This window comes from Aeromonas sp. s11 (assembly GCF_040907945.1).
Lineage (GTDB): Bacteria > Pseudomonadota > Gammaproteobacteria > Enterobacterales > Aeromonadaceae > Aeromonas > Aeromonas veronii.
Window position 1 is genome coordinate 1 of record NZ_JBFOCU010000019.1, and the last position, 18,325, is coordinate 18,325.

Sequence of the window (18,325 nt, forward strand, 5' to 3'; positions counted from 1 at the left end):
TTCAAAGGCTTTTCGAGGTTATCGACTTGGCTTTCTGCGTTGCCGCTTGCCCTGTCGATGGAGGCGCATTATAGGGAACAGATTCTTTCTGGCAACCCCTTATCGGCAATAAAATTGCAAAAAAGGGCACTTTTTTAGTTATTCATATCCAACCACAGCTTTTATACAAACTTATCCACAGAAACCGGTTCGAGATTGCTAGAATGGCCGAAAACAAGGAGGCCAAGATGGACTTGCGACTGAGACCCTACAAGGGAAAATGCCCGCAACTGGGCAAACGGGTGTATGTAGACCCCTGTGCAACACTGGTGGGCGATATCGGCTAGCCGACGACGTACGAATGAAATGAGCAGACAATTCACTATGTCGCCAAATTCAGGAACAACTCTTACTTCCTATATAGAAGAAGTTGAATAATGAGTTGAGGCAGTTGAGGCAGTTGAGGCAGTTGAGGCAGTTGAGGCAGTTGAGGCAGTTGAGGCAGTTGAGGCAGTTGAGGCAGTTGAGGCAGTTGAGGCAGTATCAGAATTCATTAAAAGAAAAGCCGGGACAAGCCCGGCTTTTTCTTTATCACTCAGCAGCTGCTTCAGCAGCGGCCGGGCGGTCTACCAGCTCAATATAAGCCATAGGGGCGTTGTCGCCTGCACGGAAACCGCATTTCAGAATGCGAGTATAACCGCCGGCGCGCTCCAGGTAGCGCGGGCCCAGTTCATTGAACAGCTTAGCCACGATCGCGTTATCGCGAGTACGGGCAAATGCCAGGCGACGATTAGCAACGCTATCAGTCTTGGCAAGGGTGATCAGCGGTTCAACTACACGACGCAGCTCTTTTGCCTTAGGCAGAGTCGTCTTGATGATCTCATGACGAACCAGGGAGCTGGCCATGTTGCGGAACATTGCCTGACGATGGCTGCTGTTCCGGTTCAGTTGACGACCACTCAAACGATGGCGCATGACCTTATCCTTCTAACTAAATCTGTGAAACCCGTAATCTGGATTACTCGTCAGCGATGCTGGCGGGCGGCCAGTTCTCAAGGCGCATGCCAAGAGACAGACCACGGGAGGCCAACACGTCCTTGATCTCAGTCAGGGACTTCTTACCGAGGTTAGGAGTCTTAAGCAACTCAACTTCGGTACGCTGTACCAGATCACCAATATAGTGGATAGCTTCTGCCTTCAGACAGTTCGCAGAACGAACTGTCAGCTCCAAATCATCGACAGGACGTAGCAGAATCGGATCAAACTCGGGTTTCTCTTCTTTCTTCTCGGGCACGCTGACATCGCGCAGATCCACGAAGGCTTCCAGTTGCTCGGCCAAGATAGTGGCAGAACGACGGATGGCTTCTTCAGGATCCAGGGTACCATTGGTCTCCATGTCGATGACCAGCTTGTCCAAGTCGGTACGCTGTTCCACACGTGCTGCCTCAACATTGTAGGCAATACGAACGATGGGGCTGAACGCGGAGTCCAGCAGCAGGCGACCAATAGGACGCTCTTCATCATCGTTGTGAACACGAGCAGAAGCAGGCACATAACCACGACCGCGCTGAACTTTCAGGCGCATGCTGATTTCAGCATTGGCACCTGTCAGGTGGCAGATTACGTGCTCCGGGTTTACGATCTCGACTTCATCACCGTGAGTGATATCACCAGCGGTAACGGGGCCTGTTCCAGACTTGGTCAGGGACAGAGTTACCTCGTCCTTGCCTTCCAGCTTCACAGCGATACCTTTCAGGTTGAGCAGGATTTCAAGAATGTCTTCCTGTACACCTTCTTTGCTGCTGTACTCATGCAGTACCCCGTCAATTTCGACTTCAGTAACTGCACAACCGGGCATAGATGACAGCAAAATACGACGCAGGGCGTTGCCCAGCGTGTGACCAAAGCCACGCTCGAGTGGCTCAAGAGTCACTTTCGCATGAGTCGGGCTAACTTGCTCGATGTCAACTAGCCGCGGTTTAAGAAAATCTGTTACAGAACCCAGCATTGTGTCCTCTCTTTAGAAGCTAGCTTTACTTGGAGTAAAGCTCGACGATCAGCTGTTCGTTAATGTCGGCAGACAGGTCGGAACGCTCTGGCAGACGCTTGAAAGCACCTTCCATTTTAGCGGCGTCAACCTCTACCCAAGTCGGCTTCTCACGCTGACCAGCAACTTCTAGGGAAGCTTTGATACGCGCTTGCTTCTTAGCCTTCTCACGAACGCAGATCACGTCCTCAGGGGAAACCTGGAAAGAAGGAATGTTCACAACGCGACCGTTTACCATGATGGCCTTGTGGCTCACCAGCTGACGAGATTCAGCACGGGTAGCGCCGAAGCCCATACGGTAAACAACGTTGTCCAAACGACCTTCCAGCAGCTGCAACAGGTTTTCACCGGTGTTACCCTTTTGACGGGCAGCGTCGCGGTAGTAGTTGCGGAACTGTTTTTCCAATACGCCGTAGATACGACGAACTTTTTGTTTCTCGCGCAGCTGAACACCGTAGTCGGACAGACGCGCTTTACGCGCACCGTGCTGACCAGGGGCGGTGTCAATCTTGCACTTAGAATCAATCGCACGAACACCTGACTTCAGGAAGAGGTCGGTGCCCTCACGACGGCTAAGCTTAAGCTTAGGACCGATATATCTTGCCATCTTCTTTCTCCAACAATCCTAGACCAAGTAGCTACAGCGTTATACGCGGCGCTTCTTGGGAGGACGACAACCGTTGTGCGGGATCGGAGTCACATCAGTAATGTTAGTGATGCGGAAACCAGCCGCGTTCAGGGCGCGGATGGAAGACTCACGACCGGGACCCGGACCTTTGACCATGACTTCCAGGTTCTTGACGCCATATTCTTTGGCCATCTCACCAGCGCGCTCTGCAGCTACCTGAGCAGCGAACGGGGTGGACTTACGAGAACCACGGAAACCGGAACCACCAGAAGTAGCCCAAGACAGAGCATTGCCCTGACGGTCAGTAATGGTCACGATTGTGTTGTTGAAAGATGCATGAACGTGCGCAATACCGTCGCTCACTTGCTTTTTAACGCGCTTGCGAGCACGAGTCGGAGTTTTAGCCATTTTCTACCTTCCCGTTACTTCTTGATAGCCTTGCGCGGACCCTTACGGGTACGAGCGTTGGTCTTGGTACGTTGACCACGAACAGGCAGGCTACGACGGTGACGCAAACCACGGTAGCAACCCAGATCCATCAATCGCTTGATGTTCATGGAAATCTGACGACGCAGGTCACCTTCAACGGTGAATTTACCTACTTGTTCACGCAGACTCTCGATCTGAGCTTCGTCCAGGTCTTTAATTTTCACATTCTCAGCGATACCGGCTGCGGCACAGATGGCCTTGGAGCGGGTACGACCGACGCCATAAATAGCAGTCAAAGCGATGACTGCATGCTTATGGTCAGGAATGTTAATGCCAGCGATACGGGCCACTATTCACTCCTACATATAGTAGATTACGACCACCACAAAGCCCGTGAGCGGATACGTGGCGGTCAACCAATACACAACAAAAGTTGGCTGGCTATATTAGCCAGCACAACTATTTGTTGCAAGTACTAACCGTAAAAAATTAGCCTTGGCGCTGTTTATGCTTTGGCTCGCTGCAAATCACACGCACCACACCGTGACGCTTGATGATTTTGCAGTTACGGCAGATTGCCTTAACGGAAGCACGAACTTTCATTGCTTAACTCCGTAACTACGCCGACCTTTAGCGGCCGTAGCCCTTCAGGTTGGCCTTCCTCAGGACGTCGCCATATTGATGAGACATCATATGGGTTTGTACCTGAGCCATGAAGTCCATGATAACTACCACGATAATCAGCAGCGAAGTGCCACCGAAGTAGAACTGTACGTTCCAGGCAGTCATCAAGAACTGGGGTACCAGACAGATAAAGGTTATATAGAGCGCACCTGCCAATGTCAGGCGAGTCATAACCTTATCGATGTAACGTGCTGTCTGCTCGCCCGGGCGAATCCCCGGGATAAAGGCTCCACTCTTCTTCAGATTATCTGCTGTCTCGCGGGGGTTGAACACCAGCGCGGTATAGAAGAAGCAGAAGAAGATAATGGCTGCTGCATACAGCATCTCGTAAAGAGGTTGACCCGGCTGCAGGACCATAGAGACCTGTTGCAGGATATCAGCTACTTTACCCTCGCCCTGACCAAACCAAGAGGTAATGGTCCCTGGGAAAAGGATGATACTGGATGCGAAAATCGCAGGAATCACACCAGCCATATTCACTTTCAACGGCAGATGTGTGCTTTGCGCGGCAAATACCTGGCGGCCTTGTTGACGCTTGGCATAGTTAACGACGATACGACGCTGACCACGCTCCACGAACACCACAAAGTAAGTCACTGCGAAAACAATCAAGCCCAGCAACAACAACAGCAGGATGTGCAATTCCCCTTGACGTGCCTGTTCGGCCGTAGCGCCAATGGCATGCGGCAGACCAGCAACGATACCTGTGAAAATAATCAACGAGATACCATTACCAATCCCACGCTCGGTAATCTGTTCACCCAACCACATCAAAAACATGGTACCGGTGACCAGACTCACAACCGCTGTGAAATAGAAGCCCAAACCCGGATTAGTCACGAGTCCATGCATCATATTCGGCAGACCGGTTGCAATACCAATGGCCTGGAAAGTTCCCAAAACCAGCGTGCCCCAACGGGTATATTGGCTAATCTTGCGACGGCCGGATTCACCTTCTTTCTTGAGTTCAGCAAGAGCGGGGTGAACCACTGTCAGCAGCTGGATAATGATCGATGCCGAAATGTACGGCATGATCCCCAACGCAAGAATAGAAGCACGCGAGAGTGCACCACCACTGAACATGTTGAACATCTCAATGATGGTGCCCTTCTGTTGCTGGAACAACTCGGCCAGTACGGCGGCGTCAATACCAGGAATCGGCACATAAGAGCCTGCACGGAAAACGATAATCGCCCCGAGAACGAAGAGCAGACGGCTCTTCAGTTCACTCAGACCACCCTGTGCTTTAACATCCAATCCTGGTTTCTTAGCCATTGTACTGATTATTCCTCGATTTTACCGCCAGCGGCCTCGATGGCTGCGCGTGCACCTTTGGTGACGGACAGACCACGAACGGTCACAGCACGGTCAATGTTGCCTGACAGAACAACTTTAGCGAACACGATGTTCTTAGTAACAACACCGGCTTGCTTCAGAGTGCTCAGGTCGACCACATCACCTTCTACCAGGGCGATTTCGTTCAGACGCACTTCGGCAGAAACCAAAGATTTGCGAGAGAAGAAACCGAACTTCGGCAGACGGATTTTCAAAGGCATCTGGCCGCCTTCGAAACCGTTGCGGACTTTACCGCCACCGGAACGAGAGGTTTGGCCTTTAACACCACGACCACCAGTCTTGCCCAGGCCGGAGCCGATACCACGACCACGACGTTGTTTTTCAGGCTTGGAACCAGCGGCCGGAGACAGAGTGTTCAGACGCATGCTTAGCCCTCCACCTTAACCATGTAATAAACCTGGTTGATCATGCCGCGTACGCAAGGAGTATCTTCCAGCTCAACGGTGTGACCAATGCGACGCAGACCCAGACCACGCAGAGTCGCCTTGTGCTTTGGCAGACGGCCGATAGAGCTGCGAGTTTGAGTTACTTTTACAGTGTTAGCCATGTCGCATTACCCCAGAATTTCTTCAACGCGCAGACCACGCTTGGCAGCGATCTGTTCCGGTGATTGACCGTGAACCAGAGCGTCTACAGTAGCGCGAACAACGTTGATTGGGTTGGTGGAACCGTAGGTCTTGGCCAGCACGTTGTGGATACCGGCAACTTCCAGAACAGCACGCATGGCGCCGCCTGCAATGATACCAGTACCTTGGGAGGCCGGCTTCATGAACACGGTGGAGCCAGAGTGAACACCACGCACCGGGTGGTGCAGAGTGCCGTTGTTCAGCTCAACCTTGTTCAGGTTACGCTTAGCCTGTTCCATTGCTTTTTGAATAGCAGCCGGAACTTCACGGGCTTTACCGTAACCGTAACCTACACGGCCGTTACCATCACCCACCACGGTCAACGCGGTGAAGGACATGATACGACCACCTTTAACAGTTTTCGAAACACGGTTTACTGCAATGAGCTTTTCTTGCAGTTCGCCGGCTTGAGATTCGACTTTAGCCATCTTCGACTCCTAGCTTAGAACTGAAGACCAGCGTCACGTGCGGCAGCTGCCAGGGCAGCGATGCGACCGTGATACTTGAAACCGGAACGATCGAAAGATACGTTCTGAACGCCTTTGGCAATAGCACGCTCAGCGATAGCCTTACCTACAGCGGTAGCAGCATCTGCGTTACCGGTGTATTTCAGAGCTTCACTGATGGCTTTCTCTACTGTGGAAGCAGAGGCCAGAACTTCGGAACCGTTGGCTGCAATAACCTGCGCATAGATATGACGCGGGGTACGGTGAACAACCAGACGGGTAGCTCCCAGTTCCTGCATCTTTTTCCGAGCACGAGTAGCACGACGGAGACGAGCTGCTTTCTTGTCCATAGTGTTACCTTACTTCTTCTTAGCTTCTTTAGTACGCACTTGCTCGTTGGCATAGCGTACACCCTTGCCCTTGTAGGGCTCCGGAGCGCGGTAAGCACGGATATCGGCGGCGACTTGGCCAACCAGCTGCTTGTCGACGCCACGCAGAACGATTTCTGTGGCAGTCGGGCACTCAGCGGTCACACCAGCCGGCAGCGCATGCTCTACCGGGTGAGAGAAGCCCAGAGCCAGCGCAACAGCATTGCCCTTGATGGAGGCTTTATAACCTACACCAACCAGCTGCAGCTTGCGCTCGAAGCCTTGGGTAACACCGATTACCATGTTGTTGACCAATGCACGGGCAGTACCGGCCTGAGCGTCAGCACCAGCGATGCTGCCGCGCGGGGCGAACTTCAGTACATTGTCTTCTTTGGTCACTTCTACACCGGCGTGAATAGAGCGAACCAGAGAACCTTTACCACCTTTGATGGTCAGTTCCTGGCCGTTCAGAGTCACCTCTACGCCAGCAGGAATAGTGACGGGTGCCTTAGCAACACGAGACATTTCCTACCTCCTATTAAGCGACGTAGCAGATGATCTCACCGCCCATGCTTGCTTTGCGAGCAGCACGGTCAGTCATCACACCTTTAGACGTGGACACGATAGCAACACCGAGACCGCCCATAACTTTCGGCAGATCAGTAGTGCGCTTGTAAATACGCAGGCCTGGACGGCTTACGCGTTGGATCAGTTCTACAACTGGCTTGCCCTGGAAATATTTCAGTTCAATTTCCAGTTCCGGCTTCACGTCACCAGCTACGGAGTAGCCAGCGATGTAACCTTCTTCTTTCAGCACTTTGGCGATAGCCACTTTCAGCTTGGAAGAAGGCATGGAAACCGCAACTTTGCTCGCCGCCTGACCGTTACGGATGCGGGTCAGCATATCCGCGATCGGATCTTGCATGCTCATAAGTCTAACTCCCGAGATTCGTTACCAAGAAGCCTTCTTCAGGCCCGGAATTTCGCCCTTCATGGCATGCTCACGCACCTTGATGCGAGACAGGCCAAACTTGCGCAGGAAACCGTGCGGACGACCAGTAATATTGCAACGGTTACGCTGGCGGGACGGACTGGAATCACGGGGCAGCTGTTGCAGTTGCAGTACAGCATCCCAACGCGCTTCTTCAGAAGCGTTCATGTCAACGATGATAGCTTTCAGCTCGGCACGCTTGGTCGCGTACTTGGCTACCAGCTTGGCACGCTTTGCTTCGCGCGCTTTCATGGATGTTTTAGCCATAACCCTAACCTTACTTGCGGAATGGGAAGTTAAAGGCAGCCAGCAGAGCACGGCCTTCTTCATCGGTATTCGCGGAAGTGGTGATGGTGATATCCAGACCACGGACGCGATCGACTTTGTCATAGTCGATTTCCGGGAAGATGATCTGCTCACGCACGCCCATGGAGTAGTTACCACGACCGTCGAACGCTTTAGCGTTCAGGCCACGGAAGTCACGGATACGCGGTACGGAGATGCAGATCAGCCGTTCCAGGAACTCCCACATACGCTCGCCACGCAGGGTTACTTTACAACCTATCGGGTAGCCTTCACGAATCTTGAAGCCCGCAACAGATTTGCGAGCTTTGGTGATCAGCGGCTTCTGACCGGAAATGGCAGCCATATCGGCAGCAGCATTTTCCAGCAATTTCTTGTCAGAGATCGCTTCACCAACACCCATGTTCAGGGTGATTTTCTCGATCCGAGGGACTTGCATGATAGTCTTGTAACCGAACTGCTTGGACAGTTCATTTACTACATCGGATTTGTAGTAATCATGCAGTTTCGCCATCGTTAAACTCCAATTACTTCACAAGTTCGCCGGTGGATTTGAAGAAACGGACTTTTTTGCCGTCTTCAATCCGGAAACCAACGCGGTCAGCTTTGCCAGTGGCAGAGTTGAACAGCGCTACGTTTGATACATCGATGGGGGCTTCTTTGGTGACGATACCGCCAGCCTGACCCAGTGCGGGTACCGGCTTCTGGTGTTTCTTCACCTGGTTGATGCCTTCCACGATTACCTTACCTTTTGCAATCAGGACTTGAGTGACTTTGCCACGCTTGCCCTTGTCTTTGCCGGTAAGAACAATCACTTCGTCTTCGCGACGGATTTTAGCTGCCATCGTTCGACTCCTTACAGTACTTCGGGTGCCAGGGACACAATCTTCATGAACTTCTCATTACGCAGTTCACGGGTCACCGGGCCAAAAATACGAGTACCGATTGGCTGTTGGTTGTTGTTAAGCAACACAGCCGCATTGTTGTCGAAACGGATGACAGAGCCGTCCGCACGACGAACGCCTTTACGGGTGCGTACGACCACCGCGTTATACACATCACCTTTCTTCACTTTACCGCGAGGAATGGCTTCCTTGATGGAAACCTTGATGATGTCGCCGATGCCGGCGTAACGGCGGTGCGAGCCACCCAGAACCTTAATACACATTACACTGCGAGCGCCGGAGTTGTCGGCAACACCCAGCATACTTTGCATCTGGATCATCTTAGTGCTCCGCTTTGTTTACTTCTTATCCCTAATGGGATCTGGCTGCCTTCAAAAGGCGCGAAACTATAACACAGGATTTTCAGAAAAGGTAGCCTAAAAAACAAACGGCCCCTGAAAGGGGCCGCTTGGACTACAAAGTACCGATTAGGCCTTTTCTACAACGGCAACCAGGGTCCAGGACTTGGTCTTGGACAGCGGGCGGCATTCGCGGATTTCCACGAGGTCGCCAGCTTTGCACTCGTTGTTTTCGTCATGCACGTGCAGCTTGGTAGTGCGCTTGATGATCTTACCGTAGATCGGGTGCTTTACCTTGCGCTCGATAGCAACAGTGATGGACTTGTCCATCTTGTCGCTGATTACACGACCTTGCAGAGTACGGATCTTGTCAGTCATTACGCACCTGCCTTCTCAGTCAGTACAGTCTTGATACGTGCGACGTCACGACGCACTTGTTTCAGAGTGTGAGTCTGAGCCAGCTGGCCGGTGGACGCTTGCATGCGCATGTTGAATTGCTCACGCAGCAGGCCCAGCAGCTCCTGGTTCAGTTCTTCGACGCTCTTTTGACGCAGATCTTGGGCTTTCATCACATCACCGTCTTAATTACGAAAGTGGTCTGAACAGACAGCTTAGCTGCGGCCAGGGCAAACGCTTCACGCGCCAGAGCCTCAGGTACACCGTCCATCTCGTACAGAACCTTGCCAGGCTGGATCGGGCAAACCCAGTATTCCACGTTACCCTTACCTTTACCCATACGAACTTCGAGGGGCTTTTCGGTGATGGGCTTGTCCGGGAACACACGGATCCAGATCTTACCTTGACGCTTAACGTGACGGGTCATGGCACGACGGGCTGCTTCGATTTGACGAGCAGTCAGTTGACCACGGGATGTCGCCTTCAGGCCAAAGGTACCGAAGGATACTTCGTTACCAGAGGTGGCCAGACCGCGGTTACGACCCTTGTGGGTCTTGCGGAATTTAGTACGCTTAGGTTGCAACATTTACCGAATCTCCTTACTTAGCAGCGCGGCGCTTGTTGTCACGCTTGGGCTTTGCAGGAGCTTGCTCTTGAGCAGCGGCAGCGTTAACAGCAGCCAGACCGCCCAGAACTTCACCCTTGAAGATCCAAACTTTAACGCCGATCACACCGTAAGTGGTGTGGGCTTCAGAAGTTGCGTAGTCGATGTCGGCACGCAGGGTGTGCAACGGCACACGACCTTCACGGTACCATTCGGTACGCGCGATTTCAGCGCCGCCCAGACGACCGGAAACTTCCACTTTGATGCCCTTGGCACCCAGGCGCATTGCGTTCTGTACGGCGCGCTTCATAGCACGACGGAACATTACACGACGCTCCAGCTGGGAAGTGATGCTGTCGGCAACGAGTTTGCCATCCAGCTCCGGCTTGCGGACTTCGGAAATGTTGATCTGAGCAGGCACGCCAGCAATAGTGGCTACAGCTTTGCGCAGCTTCTCAACGTCTTCGCCTTTCTTACCGATTACAACACCCGGACGAGCGGTGTGAATGGTCACACGGATGCTCTTGGCCGGACGCTCAATGGTGATCTTGGACAAGGACGCGTTTTTCAGTTCCTTGGTCAGGAACTGGCGTACTTGAAAATCGCTGTACAGGTTGTCAGCGAAGTCTTTGGTGTTCGCGAACCAGGTAGAATTCCAAGGCTTGGTAATACCCAGGCGAATGCCATTAGGATGTACTTTCTGACCCATTGCTTATCTCCCAGCCTTAGCGTCGGATACCACTACAGTGATGTGAGCGGTACGCTTGAGGATACGATCCGCACGACCTTTGGCACGCGGACGGATGCGCTTCATGGAGGGACCTTCGTCGACCATGATAGTAGCAACACGCAGCGCGTCGATATCGGCGCCTTCGTTGTGCTCAGCGTTTGCAATGGCAGATTCCAGCACTTTCTTAACCAGCACTGCAGCCTTTTTCGGGCTGAAGGTCAGGATGTTCAGAGCCTTGTCTACGGACAGACCACGTACTTGATCGGCTACCAGACGAGCTTTCTGGGCAGAAGTACGGGCATAACGGTGTTTAGCGATAGCTTCCATCATTTATCCCTTAGCGCTTCTTAGCCTTCTTATCAGCAGCATGGCCGCGATAAGTACGAGTCGGTGCGAATTCACCCAGTTTGTGACCGATCATTTCTTCGGTAACGAAAACCGGAACGTGCTGACGACCATTATGGACAGCGATGGTCAAACCGATCATGTTCGGGATGATCATTGAACGACGGGACCAGGTTTTAACCGGCTTTTTATCCCCGCTTTCCACCGCTTTCTCTACCTTCTTCAGCAAGTGCAGGTCAATAAATGGACCCTTCTTGAGAGAACGTGGCATGGTGATTCCTCTATGTTAACAATTACTTGTTACGACGACGTACGATGTACTTGTCGGTACGCTTGTTCTTACGGGTCTTGAAGCCTTTAGCCTTCTGGCCCCATGGGGACACAGGCTGCATGCCCTTGTTACGACCCTCACCACCACCGTGCGGGTGGTCAACCGGGTTCATCGCCATACCGCGAACGGTCGGACGAATACCACGCCAGCGGTTTGCACCGGCTTTACCCAGTTGACGCAACATGTGCTCGGAGTTACCGACTTCACCGATGGTAGCGCGGCACTCGGCCAGAACTTTACGTACTTCGCCGGAACGCAGACGCAGAGTTACATAGTTACCTTCACGAGCCAGGATCTGGATGAAAGTACCAGCGGAACGAGCCAGCTGGGCACCTTTACCAGGCTTCATCTCTACAGCGTGAACGGTAGAACCAACCGGGATGTTGCGCATCGGCAGGGCGTTACCTACCTTGATGGCTGCATCAGCACCAGAAGCGATCGCGTCACCAGCTTTCAGGCCTTTCGGAGCCAGGATGTAACGACGCTCACCGTCTGCATACAACACCAGAGCGATGTTAGCGGTACGGTTCGGATCGTATTCCAGGCGCTCTACTTTAGCCGGGATACCGTCTTTGTCGCGCTTGAAGTCGACGATACGGTAGTGCTGCTTGTGACCACCACCGATATGACGGGTAGTGATACGGCCGTTGTTGTTACGACCACCGGACTTGCTTTTGCTGTCCAGCAGAGCGGCGAAGGGCTTGCCCTTGTACAGCTCTTGATTGACGATCTTGACGACGTGGCGGCGGCCCGGAGAAGTAGGCTTGCACTTAACGATTGCCATTTTTGAGAACTCCTCTTACTCGGCTGCGCCCATGAAGTCGATGTCCTGACCAGCTTTCAGGGTCACATAAGCCTTTTTCCAATCGGAACGACGGCCTACGCGTGCACCTGCGCGCTTGGTCTTACCCTTCATGTTCAGGGTACGGACGGTCTCAACTTCGACCTCGAACAGTTTCGCAACTGCAGCTTTGACTTCCGCCTTGGTAGCATCAACAGCAACTTTGAACACGATAGTGTTCTGCTTTTCTGCAACCATGGTGCTCTTTTCAGAGATGTGCGGAGCCTTCAGAACTTTCAGCAGACGCTCTTCACGGATCATGCCAGCATCTCCTCGATTTGCTTAACTGCGTCAGCAGTCATCAGAACCTTGTCGAAAGCGATCAGGCTGACCGGGTCGATACCGGCAACGTCACGCACGTCAACTTTGTACAGGTTGCGAGCAGCCAGGAACAGGTTCTCATCGACTTCAGCAGTCACGATCAGAACGTCAGTCAGTTCCATTTCTTTCAGCTTGGCGATCAGTTCTTTGGTCTTCGGAGCTTCGATGCCGAACTTCTCAACAACGATCAGGCGCTCTTGACGTACCAGCTCGGACAGAATGCTACGGATAGCGCCGCGGTACATCTTCTTGTTTACTTTCTGGCTGTGATCTTGCGGCTTAGCAGCAAAAGTCACACCACCGGAACGCCAGATGGGCGAACGGATGGAGCCAGCACGGGCACGACCAGTACCCTTCTGACGCCACGGCTTTTTGCCGCCACCAGACACTTCAGAGCGAGTCAGCTGCGCACGAGTACCCTGACGGGCACCAGCGGCATATGCAACGACGACCTGGTGAACCAGAGCTTCGTTGAATTCGCGCCCGAAGGTAGTCTCGGAAACTTCAAGAGCGCTCTTGGCGTCTTTCATTACCAATTCCATTACTATCTCCTCAGACGTTACGCTTTGACGGCAGGTTTGACGATCACGTTGCCGTTGGTTGCACCCGGTACTGCACCTTTGATGAGCAGCAGGTTGCGTTCAGCGTCAACACGAACCAGTTCCAGGTTCTGAGTCGTTACACGCTCAGCACCCATGTGACCAGCCATCTTTTTGCCCTTGAATACACGACCCGGAGTCTGGTTCTGACCGATAGAACCCGGAACGCGGTGAGACAAGGAGTTACCGTGGGTCATATCCTGGGTGCGGAAGTTGTGGCGCTTAACAGTACCAGCAAAGCCCTTACCTTTGGATGTGCCGGTAACGTCTACCAGCTTAACGTCAGCGAGAAGATCTACTTTCAGCTCGCTACCAACAGTGAAAGTTTCACCGTTGTTCAGGCGGAATTCCCACAGACCGCGACCGGCTTCTACACCAGCTTTGGCGAAGTGGCCAGCTTCCGGCTTGGTCACACGGCTGGCTTTTTTGGCGCCAGTGGTAACCTGAATAGCGTTGTAGCCGTCGGTTTCTACAGATTTGACCTGAGTTACACGGTTAGCTTCAACTTCGATAACAGTCACCGGGATAGAAACGCCATCTTCAGTGAAGATGCGAGTCATACCCACTTTGCGACCTACAAGACCGATTGTCATTGTTATCAACCTCTTTCCGTAATTAACCCAGGCTGATCTGGACGTCTACACCAGCTGCCAGATCCAGACGCATCAGGGCGTCTACGGTCTTGTCAGTCGGCTCAACGATGTCTACCAGACGCTTGTGAGTGCGGATCTCGTACTGATCACGCGCATCTTTGTTGACGTGCGGGGAGATCAGGACGGTGAAGCGCTCTTTGCGAGTCGGCAGCGGAATAGGACCGCGAACCTGCGCGCCAGTGCGCTTAGCAGTTTCAACGATTTCCGCAGTGGATTGATCAATCAGGCGATGATCAAAAGCCTTCAGGCGGATACGGATTCTTTGGTTCTGCATTGACAGAGCTCCAATAGATAAAAGAACATAAATCAACACCGCCCGACCGAGATTTCTCCCGCCAGAGGTGTGATTTTTCACGTTTCCCCCCATATCGGGAGGACTGTATGGCTGGCTCCTGTAAACAGGAAACTCAGCAGCAGACATATCGTCTGGCTTACCTCATGGGTAAGCGGAGGGGATTATACGGATTTTTCAAATTTGCGCAAGGGAGAGCGAACAGATTATGCGCAGTTTTATGTGACAGATGGATCTCGCCTGCGGCAACACACTCTGCTGCCAATACCCAGGTAACGACAATGTTACAAGCAGACTGGTAGACTGTGTGCTTGCCTCTGTCAGTGGAACGACATCCCATGCTCAAAGATCAAAAGAAAGCCTATCAGTATGGCCTTTGCGCCGTTGCCCTCTGGTCGACGGTCGCCACAGCCTTCAAGATCTCCCTCGCCTATTTCGAACCTGTGCAACTGTTGCTTGTGGCCGCCTTCACCTCGACTCTCACGCTGATAGCCATCGTCGCCAAACAGGGCAAACTGTCGCTGCTGGGGAGCTACATCAAGGCCCGCCCTTTCTACTACCTGACTCTGGGCGTGCTGAATCCCTTTCTCTATTACCTGTTGCTATTCAAGGCCTATGACCTGTTGCCTGCCCAGCAGGCACAGACCCTCAACTACACCTGGGCCATTACCCTCACTCTGCTGGCCGTCCCCTTCCTCGGCCAGAAGCTGCGTCGGCGCGATGGCGTCGCTATCGTGCTGGGGTATTTTGGCGCGCTGGTGATCGCCACCAGAGGGGATGTATTTGGCCTCCAGTTCGACAGCCCCCTCGGCGTGACGCTGGCGCTGGTCTCGACCCTCATCTGGGCCAGCTACTGGATCCTCAACACCCGCAATCAGGGCGATCCCATTGTCAGCCTGTTGCTCGGCTTTATGATCAGCCTGCCTTTTATCGTCGTTGCAACCTGGTTGCTCTCCGATTTTGCCATGACCGCCTGGCAGGGATGGGCTGGTGCCATCTATGTGGGACTGTTCGAAATGGGCTTCGGTTTCGTGCTCTGGCTGATGGCGCTGCGCCATGCCACCAACACGGCCCCCATCAGCAACCTCATTTTCATCTCGCCGTTTGCCTCACTGGTGCTGCTCAATCTGCTGATCGGCGAAGCCATCCATCCAGCCACCCCCATCGGGTTGGCGCTCATCGTTGCCGCCCTGTTGATCCAGCAGCTCAAGTACGGCAAACGCTATCGAGCATCAGTCGAAACCAAGAGCTGACCATGCAGAAGGGCGTATCCACAGATACGCCCTTCTCTCAATCCATCCACTCCTGTGGCTGATGTTTCGGCAGCCGCATCTCGACCAACAAGCCGCCGAGATCCGAGCTTCCCAACCGGATAGTGCCATGGTGCTGGGCGACTATCTTGGCCACGATGGCCAACCCCAGCCCACTGCCGCCGACGGTCCGCGCCACATTCCCCTGAGTAAACGGCTTGAGCACCCGGGAATAGTCCTGCTCCGGAATGCCGGGGCCATCATCGGAGAGGCGCAAGCGCACCCAGTGCCCATCGTCCTTCAGCTCGGCATGCAAACGGCTCGCCCCATAACGCTGCGAGTTGCTTGAGAGGTTGTTCAACACCCGCCGGATACTGACCGGATTGCAGGCCACCCGCACCGCCTCTTGCGGCAGCGCCAGATCAACTTCCAATCCCTGCTCCGAGTAGATCAGCAAGGTATCGTGCACCAGCTGGGTCAGGTCGATCGGCTCCAGATCCTGGCCTTCATCCGGACGGATGTAATCGATGAACTGATCGATGATGGCATTGGACTCATCGATATCGGCGTTGATGCTCTCCTTGAGGTACTCGTCACCAGAGGACATCATCTCGGTCGCCAGCCGGATGCGGGTCAGCGGAGTGCGCAGATCGTGGGAAACCCCCGCCATCATCAGGTTACGCTCTTCGATCAGGCTCTTGATGGAGTGCGACATGTGGTTGAAGGTGCGGGTCAGTCGCCTTACTTCCCGTGATCCCAGCTCCCCCAGCGCCTCGGGGAAATGGCCTCTGGCCACCGCAACTGCACCAGCCTCGAGATCCTCGAGCGGGCGCACCAGCTGCCGGGCAAAGCGCCAGGCCGCAAACAGGGTGATCACCAGCAGCACGCTCAGATAGATGATGAGGGGTTCGATATCGTCATCTTCAATCTCGGTCAGCGGGATCCGCACCCAGATTTTGCTGGCCTGGGGCGGCTGGATCCAGATGATGTAGTGATCCTGGATCTCGACCCGTACCTTGGCCGGGCCACCCAGCTCGCGACTGATGTTCTCCTCCAGATAGAGGTACGGCTTGGCATCGTTGAAGCCATGCTGCACCGCCTCGCTCTGGGTATAGATGTCGGTACCGGTCGTCACATAGACCAGCGCCTCGGCATCTTCACTCAGCGCCAGTTGTTCAGTGTTGACCGGAAAGATCAGCTTGACCTGATTGGCCAGCAAGTGACTGATCTGCTTGACGGTTGGCGCCAGCAGATAGTTATAGAAGGTGACGTAGGAGACTGCTTGATAGACCACCAGAACGGCGGCCAGAAACCAGAGCATGCGTGAAAACATGCTGCCGACCTTTTTCATGCACCGTCACCATCTGGCACGAACACATACCCCAGACCCCAGACGGTCTGCAGGTAGCGGGGCTGGGCCGGATCCTGTTCCAGCAGGCGGCGCAGGCGAGAGACCTGCACGTCGATGCTGCGCTCGGTGGCGGTGTATTCACGGCCACGGGCCAGATTCATCAGCTTGTCGCGGGAGAGCGGCTCGCGCGGATGGCTGACCAGCACCTTGAGCACCGCAAATTCACCGCTGGTGAGCGCCATCGGCTCGCCATCCCGACTCAGCTCGCGGGTCGCGAGATTGAGTTGAAAAGCTCCGAAGTTGACCACCTTTTCTGCAGCAGAGGGAGCCCCCGGCAGCTCGACGGTATGGCGGCGCAGCACGGCACGGATCCGCGCCAGCAGTTCGCGGGGGTTAAACGGCTTGGGCAGATAGTCATCAGCCCCCATCTCGAGCCCGACGATGCGATCCACTTCATCTCCCTTGGCGGTGAGCATCAGCACCGGGATCTGGTTGCCAGCTTCCCGCAGGCGGCGGCAGATGGAGAGCCCATCTTCCCCCGGCAACATCAGGTCGAGCACCATCAGGCTGAAATTTTCACGAGTCAGCAAGCGATCGGCCTGCTCGCCATTGGCCACGCCGCGCACTACGAATCCCTGCTCGGTGAGATAGCGTTCCAACAGGGAACGTAATTTCAGGTCATCGTCCACGACCAGGACCTTGTATTGCTGCTGACTCATTGCTTTGCCTCTTCATTCTTTAGCTGCCCCCAATACTAGGGGGGGATATAGCGGGAGCAAAGCACAAATATGTTACCGGTTATTACCCGTCCCGAGAGCGTGACGGCCATCAAGTCAATGCGCTGGCCAGCGACTCCCTGAATGGCGCCAGCCGAGCCATCACGATTTCCCTCGACAGCAAGAGGACAAAAGCTAATATTCCCGAGCAGTTAGCGATGAATACCCCTCTTTGACAGGTCCGCATCACCATGAAGACAAAGCTGATCACCCGCGAAGGCTACAACAAGCTGAAAGAAGAGCTCGATTTCCTCTGGCGCCAGGAGCGCCCCGAGGTCACCAAGAAGGTGGCATGGGCCGCCAGTCTGGGGGATCGCAGCGAAAATGCCGACTACCAGTACAACAAGAAGCGGCTGCGGGAGATCGATCGGCGGGTGCGTTACCTGCGCAAGTGCCTCGAAGAGCTGGGGATCGTCGACTATGCCCCCGCGCAGGAGGGCAAGGTCTTCTTCGGCGCCTGGGTCGAGGTGGAAAACGATGAGGGCGAGACCAAGCGCTTTCGCATCGTCGGCTATGACGAGATCTTCGAGCGCAAGGATTACATCTCCATCGACTCCCCCATGGCCCGCGCCCTGCTCAAGAAAGAGGTCGGTGATGAAGCCATCGTCCGTACGCCAGTTGGTGACGTCTGCTGGTATATCAACGAGATCAGCTACCCCAAATAGCCGGACTACTGGTGAGCTGCTTGCCACAGGCACATCCTGAATCACAGGTGCAATGGCAAGATAAACGCTCT

The 18,325-nt window shown here is 54.0% G+C and carries 32 protein-coding genes and 1 pseudogene; 3 read left to right on the forward strand and 30 right to left on the reverse strand.

Annotated elements, in window-relative coordinates; all coding sequences use genetic code 11:
• Positions 1–227 precede the first annotated feature (227 nt).
• Positions 228–320: pseudogene (locus AB5Y84_RS03750) on the forward strand (gamma carbonic anhydrase family protein); the annotation flags it as partial.
• Positions 321–570: 250 nt separating this feature from the next.
• Here AB5Y84_RS03750 and rplQ read toward each other — a convergent pair.
• The 28 genes from rplQ to rpsJ all read right to left on the reverse strand — a co-directional run bounded on the left by rplQ (position 571) and on the right by rpsJ (position 14,194).
• Positions 571–954: a 50S ribosomal protein L17 gene (gene rplQ / locus AB5Y84_RS03755; protein ID WP_005307999.1), complete on the reverse strand. Its 384-nt coding sequence runs from the start codon at positions 952–954 to the stop codon at positions 571–573.
• A 43-nt stretch (positions 955–997) separates the two neighbouring features.
• Positions 998–1,987, reverse strand: a complete 990-nt coding sequence (rpoA, locus tag AB5Y84_RS03760) for a DNA-directed RNA polymerase subunit alpha (RefSeq protein ID WP_005307997.1) — start codon at positions 1,985–1,987, stop codon at positions 998–1,000.
• Positions 1,988–2,012: 25 nt separating this feature from the next.
• Positions 2,013–2,633 carry a 30S ribosomal protein S4 gene (gene rpsD, locus AB5Y84_RS03765; protein ID WP_005340600.1) on the reverse strand — a complete coding sequence of 207 codons (621 nt, stop codon included), beginning with the start codon at positions 2,631–2,633 and terminating at the stop codon, positions 2,013–2,015.
• A gap of 39 nt (positions 2,634–2,672) precedes the next feature.
• On the reverse strand, positions 2,673–3,062 hold the full coding sequence (rpsK, locus tag AB5Y84_RS03770) for a 30S ribosomal protein S11 (protein ID WP_005307993.1): 390 nt from the start codon (positions 3,060–3,062) through the stop codon (positions 2,673–2,675).
• 14 nt (positions 3,063–3,076) lie between these two features.
• The gene (rpsM, locus tag AB5Y84_RS03775; RefSeq protein ID WP_005307991.1) at positions 3,077–3,433 is read right to left on the reverse strand and encodes a 30S ribosomal protein S13; all 357 of its coding nucleotides are present in this window, start codon (positions 3,431–3,433) and stop codon (positions 3,077–3,079) included.
• Between the two features lie 139 nt (positions 3,434–3,572).
• On the reverse strand, positions 3,573–3,686 hold the full coding sequence (gene rpmJ / locus AB5Y84_RS03780) for a 50S ribosomal protein L36 (RefSeq protein WP_005319705.1): 114 nt from the start codon (positions 3,684–3,686) through the stop codon (positions 3,573–3,575).
• A gap of 27 nt (positions 3,687–3,713) precedes the next feature.
• Entirely contained in the window at positions 3,714–5,042 is a 1,329-nt protein-coding gene (secY, locus tag AB5Y84_RS03785; protein WP_005340602.1) for a preprotein translocase subunit SecY, read from the reverse strand.
• Positions 5,043–5,050: 8 nt separating this feature from the next.
• Positions 5,051–5,488 carry a 50S ribosomal protein L15 gene (rplO, locus tag AB5Y84_RS03790; RefSeq protein ID WP_005340604.1) on the reverse strand — a complete coding sequence of 146 codons (438 nt, stop codon included), beginning with the start codon at positions 5,486–5,488 and terminating at the stop codon, positions 5,051–5,053.
• A 2-nt stretch (positions 5,489–5,490) separates the two neighbouring features.
• The gene (rpmD, locus tag AB5Y84_RS03795; protein WP_005307985.1) at positions 5,491–5,670 is read right to left on the reverse strand and encodes a 50S ribosomal protein L30; all 180 of its coding nucleotides are present in this window, start codon (positions 5,668–5,670) and stop codon (positions 5,491–5,493) included.
• A 6-nt stretch (positions 5,671–5,676) separates the two neighbouring features.
• Positions 5,677–6,177, reverse strand: coding sequence for a 30S ribosomal protein S5 (gene rpsE / locus AB5Y84_RS03800; RefSeq protein WP_005340605.1), 501 nt, complete (start codon positions 6,175–6,177; stop codon positions 5,677–5,679).
• Positions 6,178–6,191: 14 nt separating this feature from the next.
• Positions 6,192–6,545, reverse strand: a complete 354-nt coding sequence (gene rplR, locus AB5Y84_RS03805) for a 50S ribosomal protein L18 (RefSeq protein WP_005340606.1) — start codon at positions 6,543–6,545, stop codon at positions 6,192–6,194.
• Positions 6,546–6,554: 9 nt separating this feature from the next.
• A complete protein-coding gene (gene rplF, locus AB5Y84_RS03810; RefSeq protein ID WP_005340607.1) occupies positions 6,555–7,088 on the reverse strand; it encodes a 50S ribosomal protein L6 in 534 nt (177 codons plus the stop codon).
• 13 nt (positions 7,089–7,101) lie between these two features.
• Positions 7,102–7,494 carry a 30S ribosomal protein S8 gene (gene rpsH, locus AB5Y84_RS03815; protein WP_005307980.1) on the reverse strand — a complete coding sequence of 131 codons (393 nt, stop codon included), beginning with the start codon at positions 7,492–7,494 and terminating at the stop codon, positions 7,102–7,104.
• 21 nt (positions 7,495–7,515) lie between these two features.
• Positions 7,516–7,821 carry a 30S ribosomal protein S14 gene (rpsN, locus tag AB5Y84_RS03820; protein ID WP_005340609.1) on the reverse strand — a complete coding sequence of 102 codons (306 nt, stop codon included), beginning with the start codon at positions 7,819–7,821 and terminating at the stop codon, positions 7,516–7,518.
• Between the two features lie 10 nt (positions 7,822–7,831).
• Positions 7,832–8,371: a 50S ribosomal protein L5 gene (gene rplE / locus AB5Y84_RS03825; protein WP_005331162.1), complete on the reverse strand. Its 540-nt coding sequence runs from the start codon at positions 8,369–8,371 to the stop codon at positions 7,832–7,834.
• 13 nt (positions 8,372–8,384) lie between these two features.
• Entirely contained in the window at positions 8,385–8,702 is a 318-nt protein-coding gene (gene rplX / locus AB5Y84_RS03830; protein WP_005307977.1) for a 50S ribosomal protein L24, read from the reverse strand.
• 11 nt (positions 8,703–8,713) lie between these two features.
• Positions 8,714–9,082, reverse strand: a complete 369-nt coding sequence (rplN, locus tag AB5Y84_RS03835; protein WP_368176412.1) for a 50S ribosomal protein L14 — start codon at positions 9,080–9,082, stop codon at positions 8,714–8,716.
• Positions 9,083–9,229: 147 nt separating this feature from the next.
• A complete protein-coding gene (rpsQ, locus tag AB5Y84_RS03840) occupies positions 9,230–9,478 on the reverse strand; it encodes a 30S ribosomal protein S17 (protein ID WP_005307966.1) in 249 nt (82 codons plus the stop codon).
• The gene (gene rpmC, locus AB5Y84_RS03845) at positions 9,478–9,669 is read right to left on the reverse strand and encodes a 50S ribosomal protein L29 (protein WP_005307965.1); all 192 of its coding nucleotides are present in this window, start codon (positions 9,667–9,669) and stop codon (positions 9,478–9,480) included. Before rpmC ends, rpsQ begins: the two co-directional genes overlap by 1 nt.
• Complete coding sequence (gene rplP, locus AB5Y84_RS03850) at positions 9,669–10,082, reverse strand: 50S ribosomal protein L16 (RefSeq protein ID WP_005340612.1); 414 nt, start codon at positions 10,080–10,082, stop codon at positions 9,669–9,671. Before rplP ends, rpmC begins: the two co-directional genes overlap by 1 nt.
• A 13-nt stretch (positions 10,083–10,095) precedes the next feature.
• Positions 10,096–10,809: a 30S ribosomal protein S3 gene (gene rpsC / locus AB5Y84_RS03855; protein WP_005307962.1), complete on the reverse strand. Its 714-nt coding sequence runs from the start codon at positions 10,807–10,809 to the stop codon at positions 10,096–10,098.
• Between the two features lie 3 nt (positions 10,810–10,812).
• Positions 10,813–11,157 (reverse strand): 50S ribosomal protein L22, encoded by a 345-nt coding sequence (rplV, locus tag AB5Y84_RS03860; RefSeq protein ID WP_005319741.1) that lies wholly within the window; start codon positions 11,155–11,157, stop codon positions 10,813–10,815.
• 10 nt (positions 11,158–11,167) lie between these two features.
• On the reverse strand, positions 11,168–11,446 hold the full coding sequence (rpsS, locus tag AB5Y84_RS03865; protein WP_005307960.1) for a 30S ribosomal protein S19: 279 nt from the start codon (positions 11,444–11,446) through the stop codon (positions 11,168–11,170).
• A gap of 22 nt (positions 11,447–11,468) precedes the next feature.
• Positions 11,469–12,290: a 50S ribosomal protein L2 gene (rplB, locus tag AB5Y84_RS03870; protein ID WP_005340614.1), complete on the reverse strand. Its 822-nt coding sequence runs from the start codon at positions 12,288–12,290 to the stop codon at positions 11,469–11,471.
• A gap of 15 nt (positions 12,291–12,305) precedes the next feature.
• Positions 12,306–12,605 carry a 50S ribosomal protein L23 gene (gene rplW, locus AB5Y84_RS03875; protein WP_342690021.1) on the reverse strand — a complete coding sequence of 100 codons (300 nt, stop codon included), beginning with the start codon at positions 12,603–12,605 and terminating at the stop codon, positions 12,306–12,308.
• Entirely contained in the window at positions 12,605–13,210 is a 606-nt protein-coding gene (rplD, locus tag AB5Y84_RS03880) for a 50S ribosomal protein L4 (RefSeq protein WP_005340616.1), read from the reverse strand. Before rplD ends, rplW begins: the two co-directional genes overlap by 1 nt.
• 17 nt (positions 13,211–13,227) lie before the next feature.
• A complete protein-coding gene (gene rplC / locus AB5Y84_RS03885) occupies positions 13,228–13,860 on the reverse strand; it encodes a 50S ribosomal protein L3 (RefSeq protein WP_005340620.1) in 633 nt (210 codons plus the stop codon).
• 22 nt (positions 13,861–13,882) lie between these two features.
• A complete protein-coding gene (gene rpsJ / locus AB5Y84_RS03890) occupies positions 13,883–14,194 on the reverse strand; it encodes a 30S ribosomal protein S10 (RefSeq protein WP_005307944.1) in 312 nt (103 codons plus the stop codon).
• A 356-nt stretch (positions 14,195–14,550) separates the two neighbouring features.
• Here rpsJ and AB5Y84_RS03895 point away from each other — a divergent pair, with 356 nt between their 5' ends.
• Positions 14,551–15,465 (forward strand): DMT family transporter, encoded by a 915-nt coding sequence (locus tag AB5Y84_RS03895; RefSeq protein WP_368176413.1) that lies wholly within the window; start codon positions 14,551–14,553, stop codon positions 15,463–15,465.
• 37 nt (positions 15,466–15,502) lie between these two features.
• On the opposite strand, the gene envZ is transcribed toward AB5Y84_RS03895, so the two are convergent.
• Positions 15,503–16,813, reverse strand: a complete 1,311-nt coding sequence (gene envZ / locus AB5Y84_RS03900; protein WP_368176414.1) for a two-component system sensor histidine kinase EnvZ — start codon at positions 16,811–16,813, stop codon at positions 15,503–15,505.
• Positions 16,810–17,532, reverse strand: coding sequence for a two-component system response regulator OmpR (ompR, locus tag AB5Y84_RS03905; RefSeq protein WP_005340625.1), 723 nt, complete (start codon positions 17,530–17,532; stop codon positions 16,810–16,812). Before ompR ends, envZ begins: the two co-directional genes overlap by 4 nt.
• 248 nt (positions 17,533–17,780) lie before the next feature.
• On the opposite strand from ompR, the gene greB reads away from it, so the two are divergent.
• Positions 17,781–18,254, forward strand: a complete 474-nt coding sequence (gene greB, locus AB5Y84_RS03910) for a transcription elongation factor GreB (protein WP_042081654.1) — start codon at positions 17,781–17,783, stop codon at positions 18,252–18,254.
• Positions 18,255–18,325 lie beyond the last annotated feature (71 nt).

Excerpts from the sequence above, each read along its gene's own strand:
- rplQ (WP_005307999.1), bottom strand. The coding sequence starts at position 954 with ATGCGCCATCGTTTGAGTGGTCGTCAACTGAACCGGAACAGCAGCCAT.
- rpsS (WP_005307960.1), bottom strand. The coding sequence starts at position 11,446 with ATGCCACGTTCTCTCAAGAAGGGTCCATTTATTGACCTGCACTTGCTG.
- greB (WP_042081654.1), top strand. The coding sequence starts at position 17,781 with ATGAAGACAAAGCTGATCACCCGCGAAGGCTACAACAAGCTGAAAGAA.
- rplO (WP_005340604.1), bottom strand. The coding sequence starts at position 5,488 with ATGCGTCTGAACACTCTGTCTCCGGCCGCTGGTTCCAAGCCTGAAAAA.
- rplE (WP_005331162.1), bottom strand. The coding sequence starts at position 8,371 with ATGGCGAAACTGCATGATTACTACAAATCCGATGTAGTAAATGAACTG.
- rpsH (WP_005307980.1), bottom strand. The coding sequence starts at position 7,494 with ATGAGCATGCAAGATCCGATCGCGGATATGCTGACCCGCATCCGTAAC.
- rpoA (WP_005307997.1), bottom strand. The coding sequence starts at position 1,987 with ATGCTGGGTTCTGTAACAGATTTTCTTAAACCGCGGCTAGTTGACATC.
- rpsE (WP_005340605.1), bottom strand. The coding sequence starts at position 6,177 with ATGGCTAAAGTCGAATCTCAAGCCGGCGAACTGCAAGAAAAGCTCATT.
- rpmC (WP_005307965.1), bottom strand. The coding sequence starts at position 9,669 with ATGAAAGCCCAAGATCTGCGTCAAAAGAGCGTCGAAGAACTGAACCAG.
- rpmD (WP_005307985.1), bottom strand. The coding sequence starts at position 5,670 with ATGGCTAACACTGTAAAAGTAACTCAAACTCGCAGCTCTATCGGCCGT.
- rplF (WP_005340607.1), bottom strand. The coding sequence starts at position 7,088 with ATGTCTCGTGTTGCTAAGGCACCCGTCACTATTCCTGCTGGCGTAGAG.
- rplB (WP_005340614.1), bottom strand. The coding sequence starts at position 12,290 with ATGGCAATCGTTAAGTGCAAGCCTACTTCTCCGGGCCGCCGCCACGTC.
- rpsQ (WP_005307966.1), bottom strand. The coding sequence starts at position 9,478 with ATGACTGACAAGATCCGTACTCTGCAAGGTCGTGTAATCAGCGACAAG.
- rpsJ (WP_005307944.1), bottom strand. The coding sequence starts at position 14,194 with ATGCAGAACCAAAGAATCCGTATCCGCCTGAAGGCTTTTGATCATCGC.
- rplP (WP_005340612.1), bottom strand. The coding sequence starts at position 10,082 with ATGTTGCAACCTAAGCGTACTAAATTCCGCAAGACCCACAAGGGTCGT.
- AB5Y84_RS03895 (WP_368176413.1), top strand. The coding sequence starts at position 14,551 with ATGCTCAAAGATCAAAAGAAAGCCTATCAGTATGGCCTTTGCGCCGTT.
- secY (WP_005340602.1), bottom strand. The coding sequence starts at position 5,042 with ATGGCTAAGAAACCAGGATTGGATGTTAAAGCACAGGGTGGTCTGAGT.
- rpmJ (WP_005319705.1), bottom strand. The coding sequence starts at position 3,686 with ATGAAAGTTCGTGCTTCCGTTAAGGCAATCTGCCGTAACTGCAAAATC.
- rplC (WP_005340620.1), bottom strand. The coding sequence starts at position 13,860 with ATGACAATCGGTCTTGTAGGTCGCAAAGTGGGTATGACTCGCATCTTC.
- rplN (WP_368176412.1), bottom strand. The coding sequence starts at position 9,082 with ATGATCCAGATGCAAAGTATGCTGGGTGTTGCCGACAACTCCGGCGCT.
- rpsC (WP_005307962.1), bottom strand. The coding sequence starts at position 10,809 with ATGGGTCAGAAAGTACATCCTAATGGCATTCGCCTGGGTATTACCAAG.
- rpsK (WP_005307993.1), bottom strand. The coding sequence starts at position 3,062 with ATGGCTAAAACTCCGACTCGTGCTCGCAAGCGCGTTAAAAAGCAAGTG.
- rplD (WP_005340616.1), bottom strand. The coding sequence starts at position 13,210 with ATGGAATTGGTAATGAAAGACGCCAAGAGCGCTCTTGAAGTTTCCGAG.
- rplX (WP_005307977.1), bottom strand. The coding sequence starts at position 8,702 with ATGGCAGCTAAAATCCGTCGCGAAGACGAAGTGATTGTTCTTACCGGC.
- rplR (WP_005340606.1), bottom strand. The coding sequence starts at position 6,545 with ATGGACAAGAAAGCAGCTCGTCTCCGTCGTGCTACTCGTGCTCGGAAA.
- rpsD (WP_005340600.1), bottom strand. The coding sequence starts at position 2,633 with ATGGCAAGATATATCGGTCCTAAGCTTAAGCTTAGCCGTCGTGAGGGC.
- rpsN (WP_005340609.1), bottom strand. The coding sequence starts at position 7,821 with ATGGCTAAAACATCCATGAAAGCGCGCGAAGCAAAGCGTGCCAAGCTG.
- envZ (WP_368176414.1), bottom strand. The coding sequence starts at position 16,813 with ATGAAAAAGGTCGGCAGCATGTTTTCACGCATGCTCTGGTTTCTGGCC.
- ompR (WP_005340625.1), bottom strand. The coding sequence starts at position 17,532 with ATGAGTCAGCAGCAATACAAGGTCCTGGTCGTGGACGATGACCTGAAA.
- rplV (WP_005319741.1), bottom strand. The coding sequence starts at position 11,157 with ATGGAAGCTATCGCTAAACACCGTTATGCCCGTACTTCTGCCCAGAAA.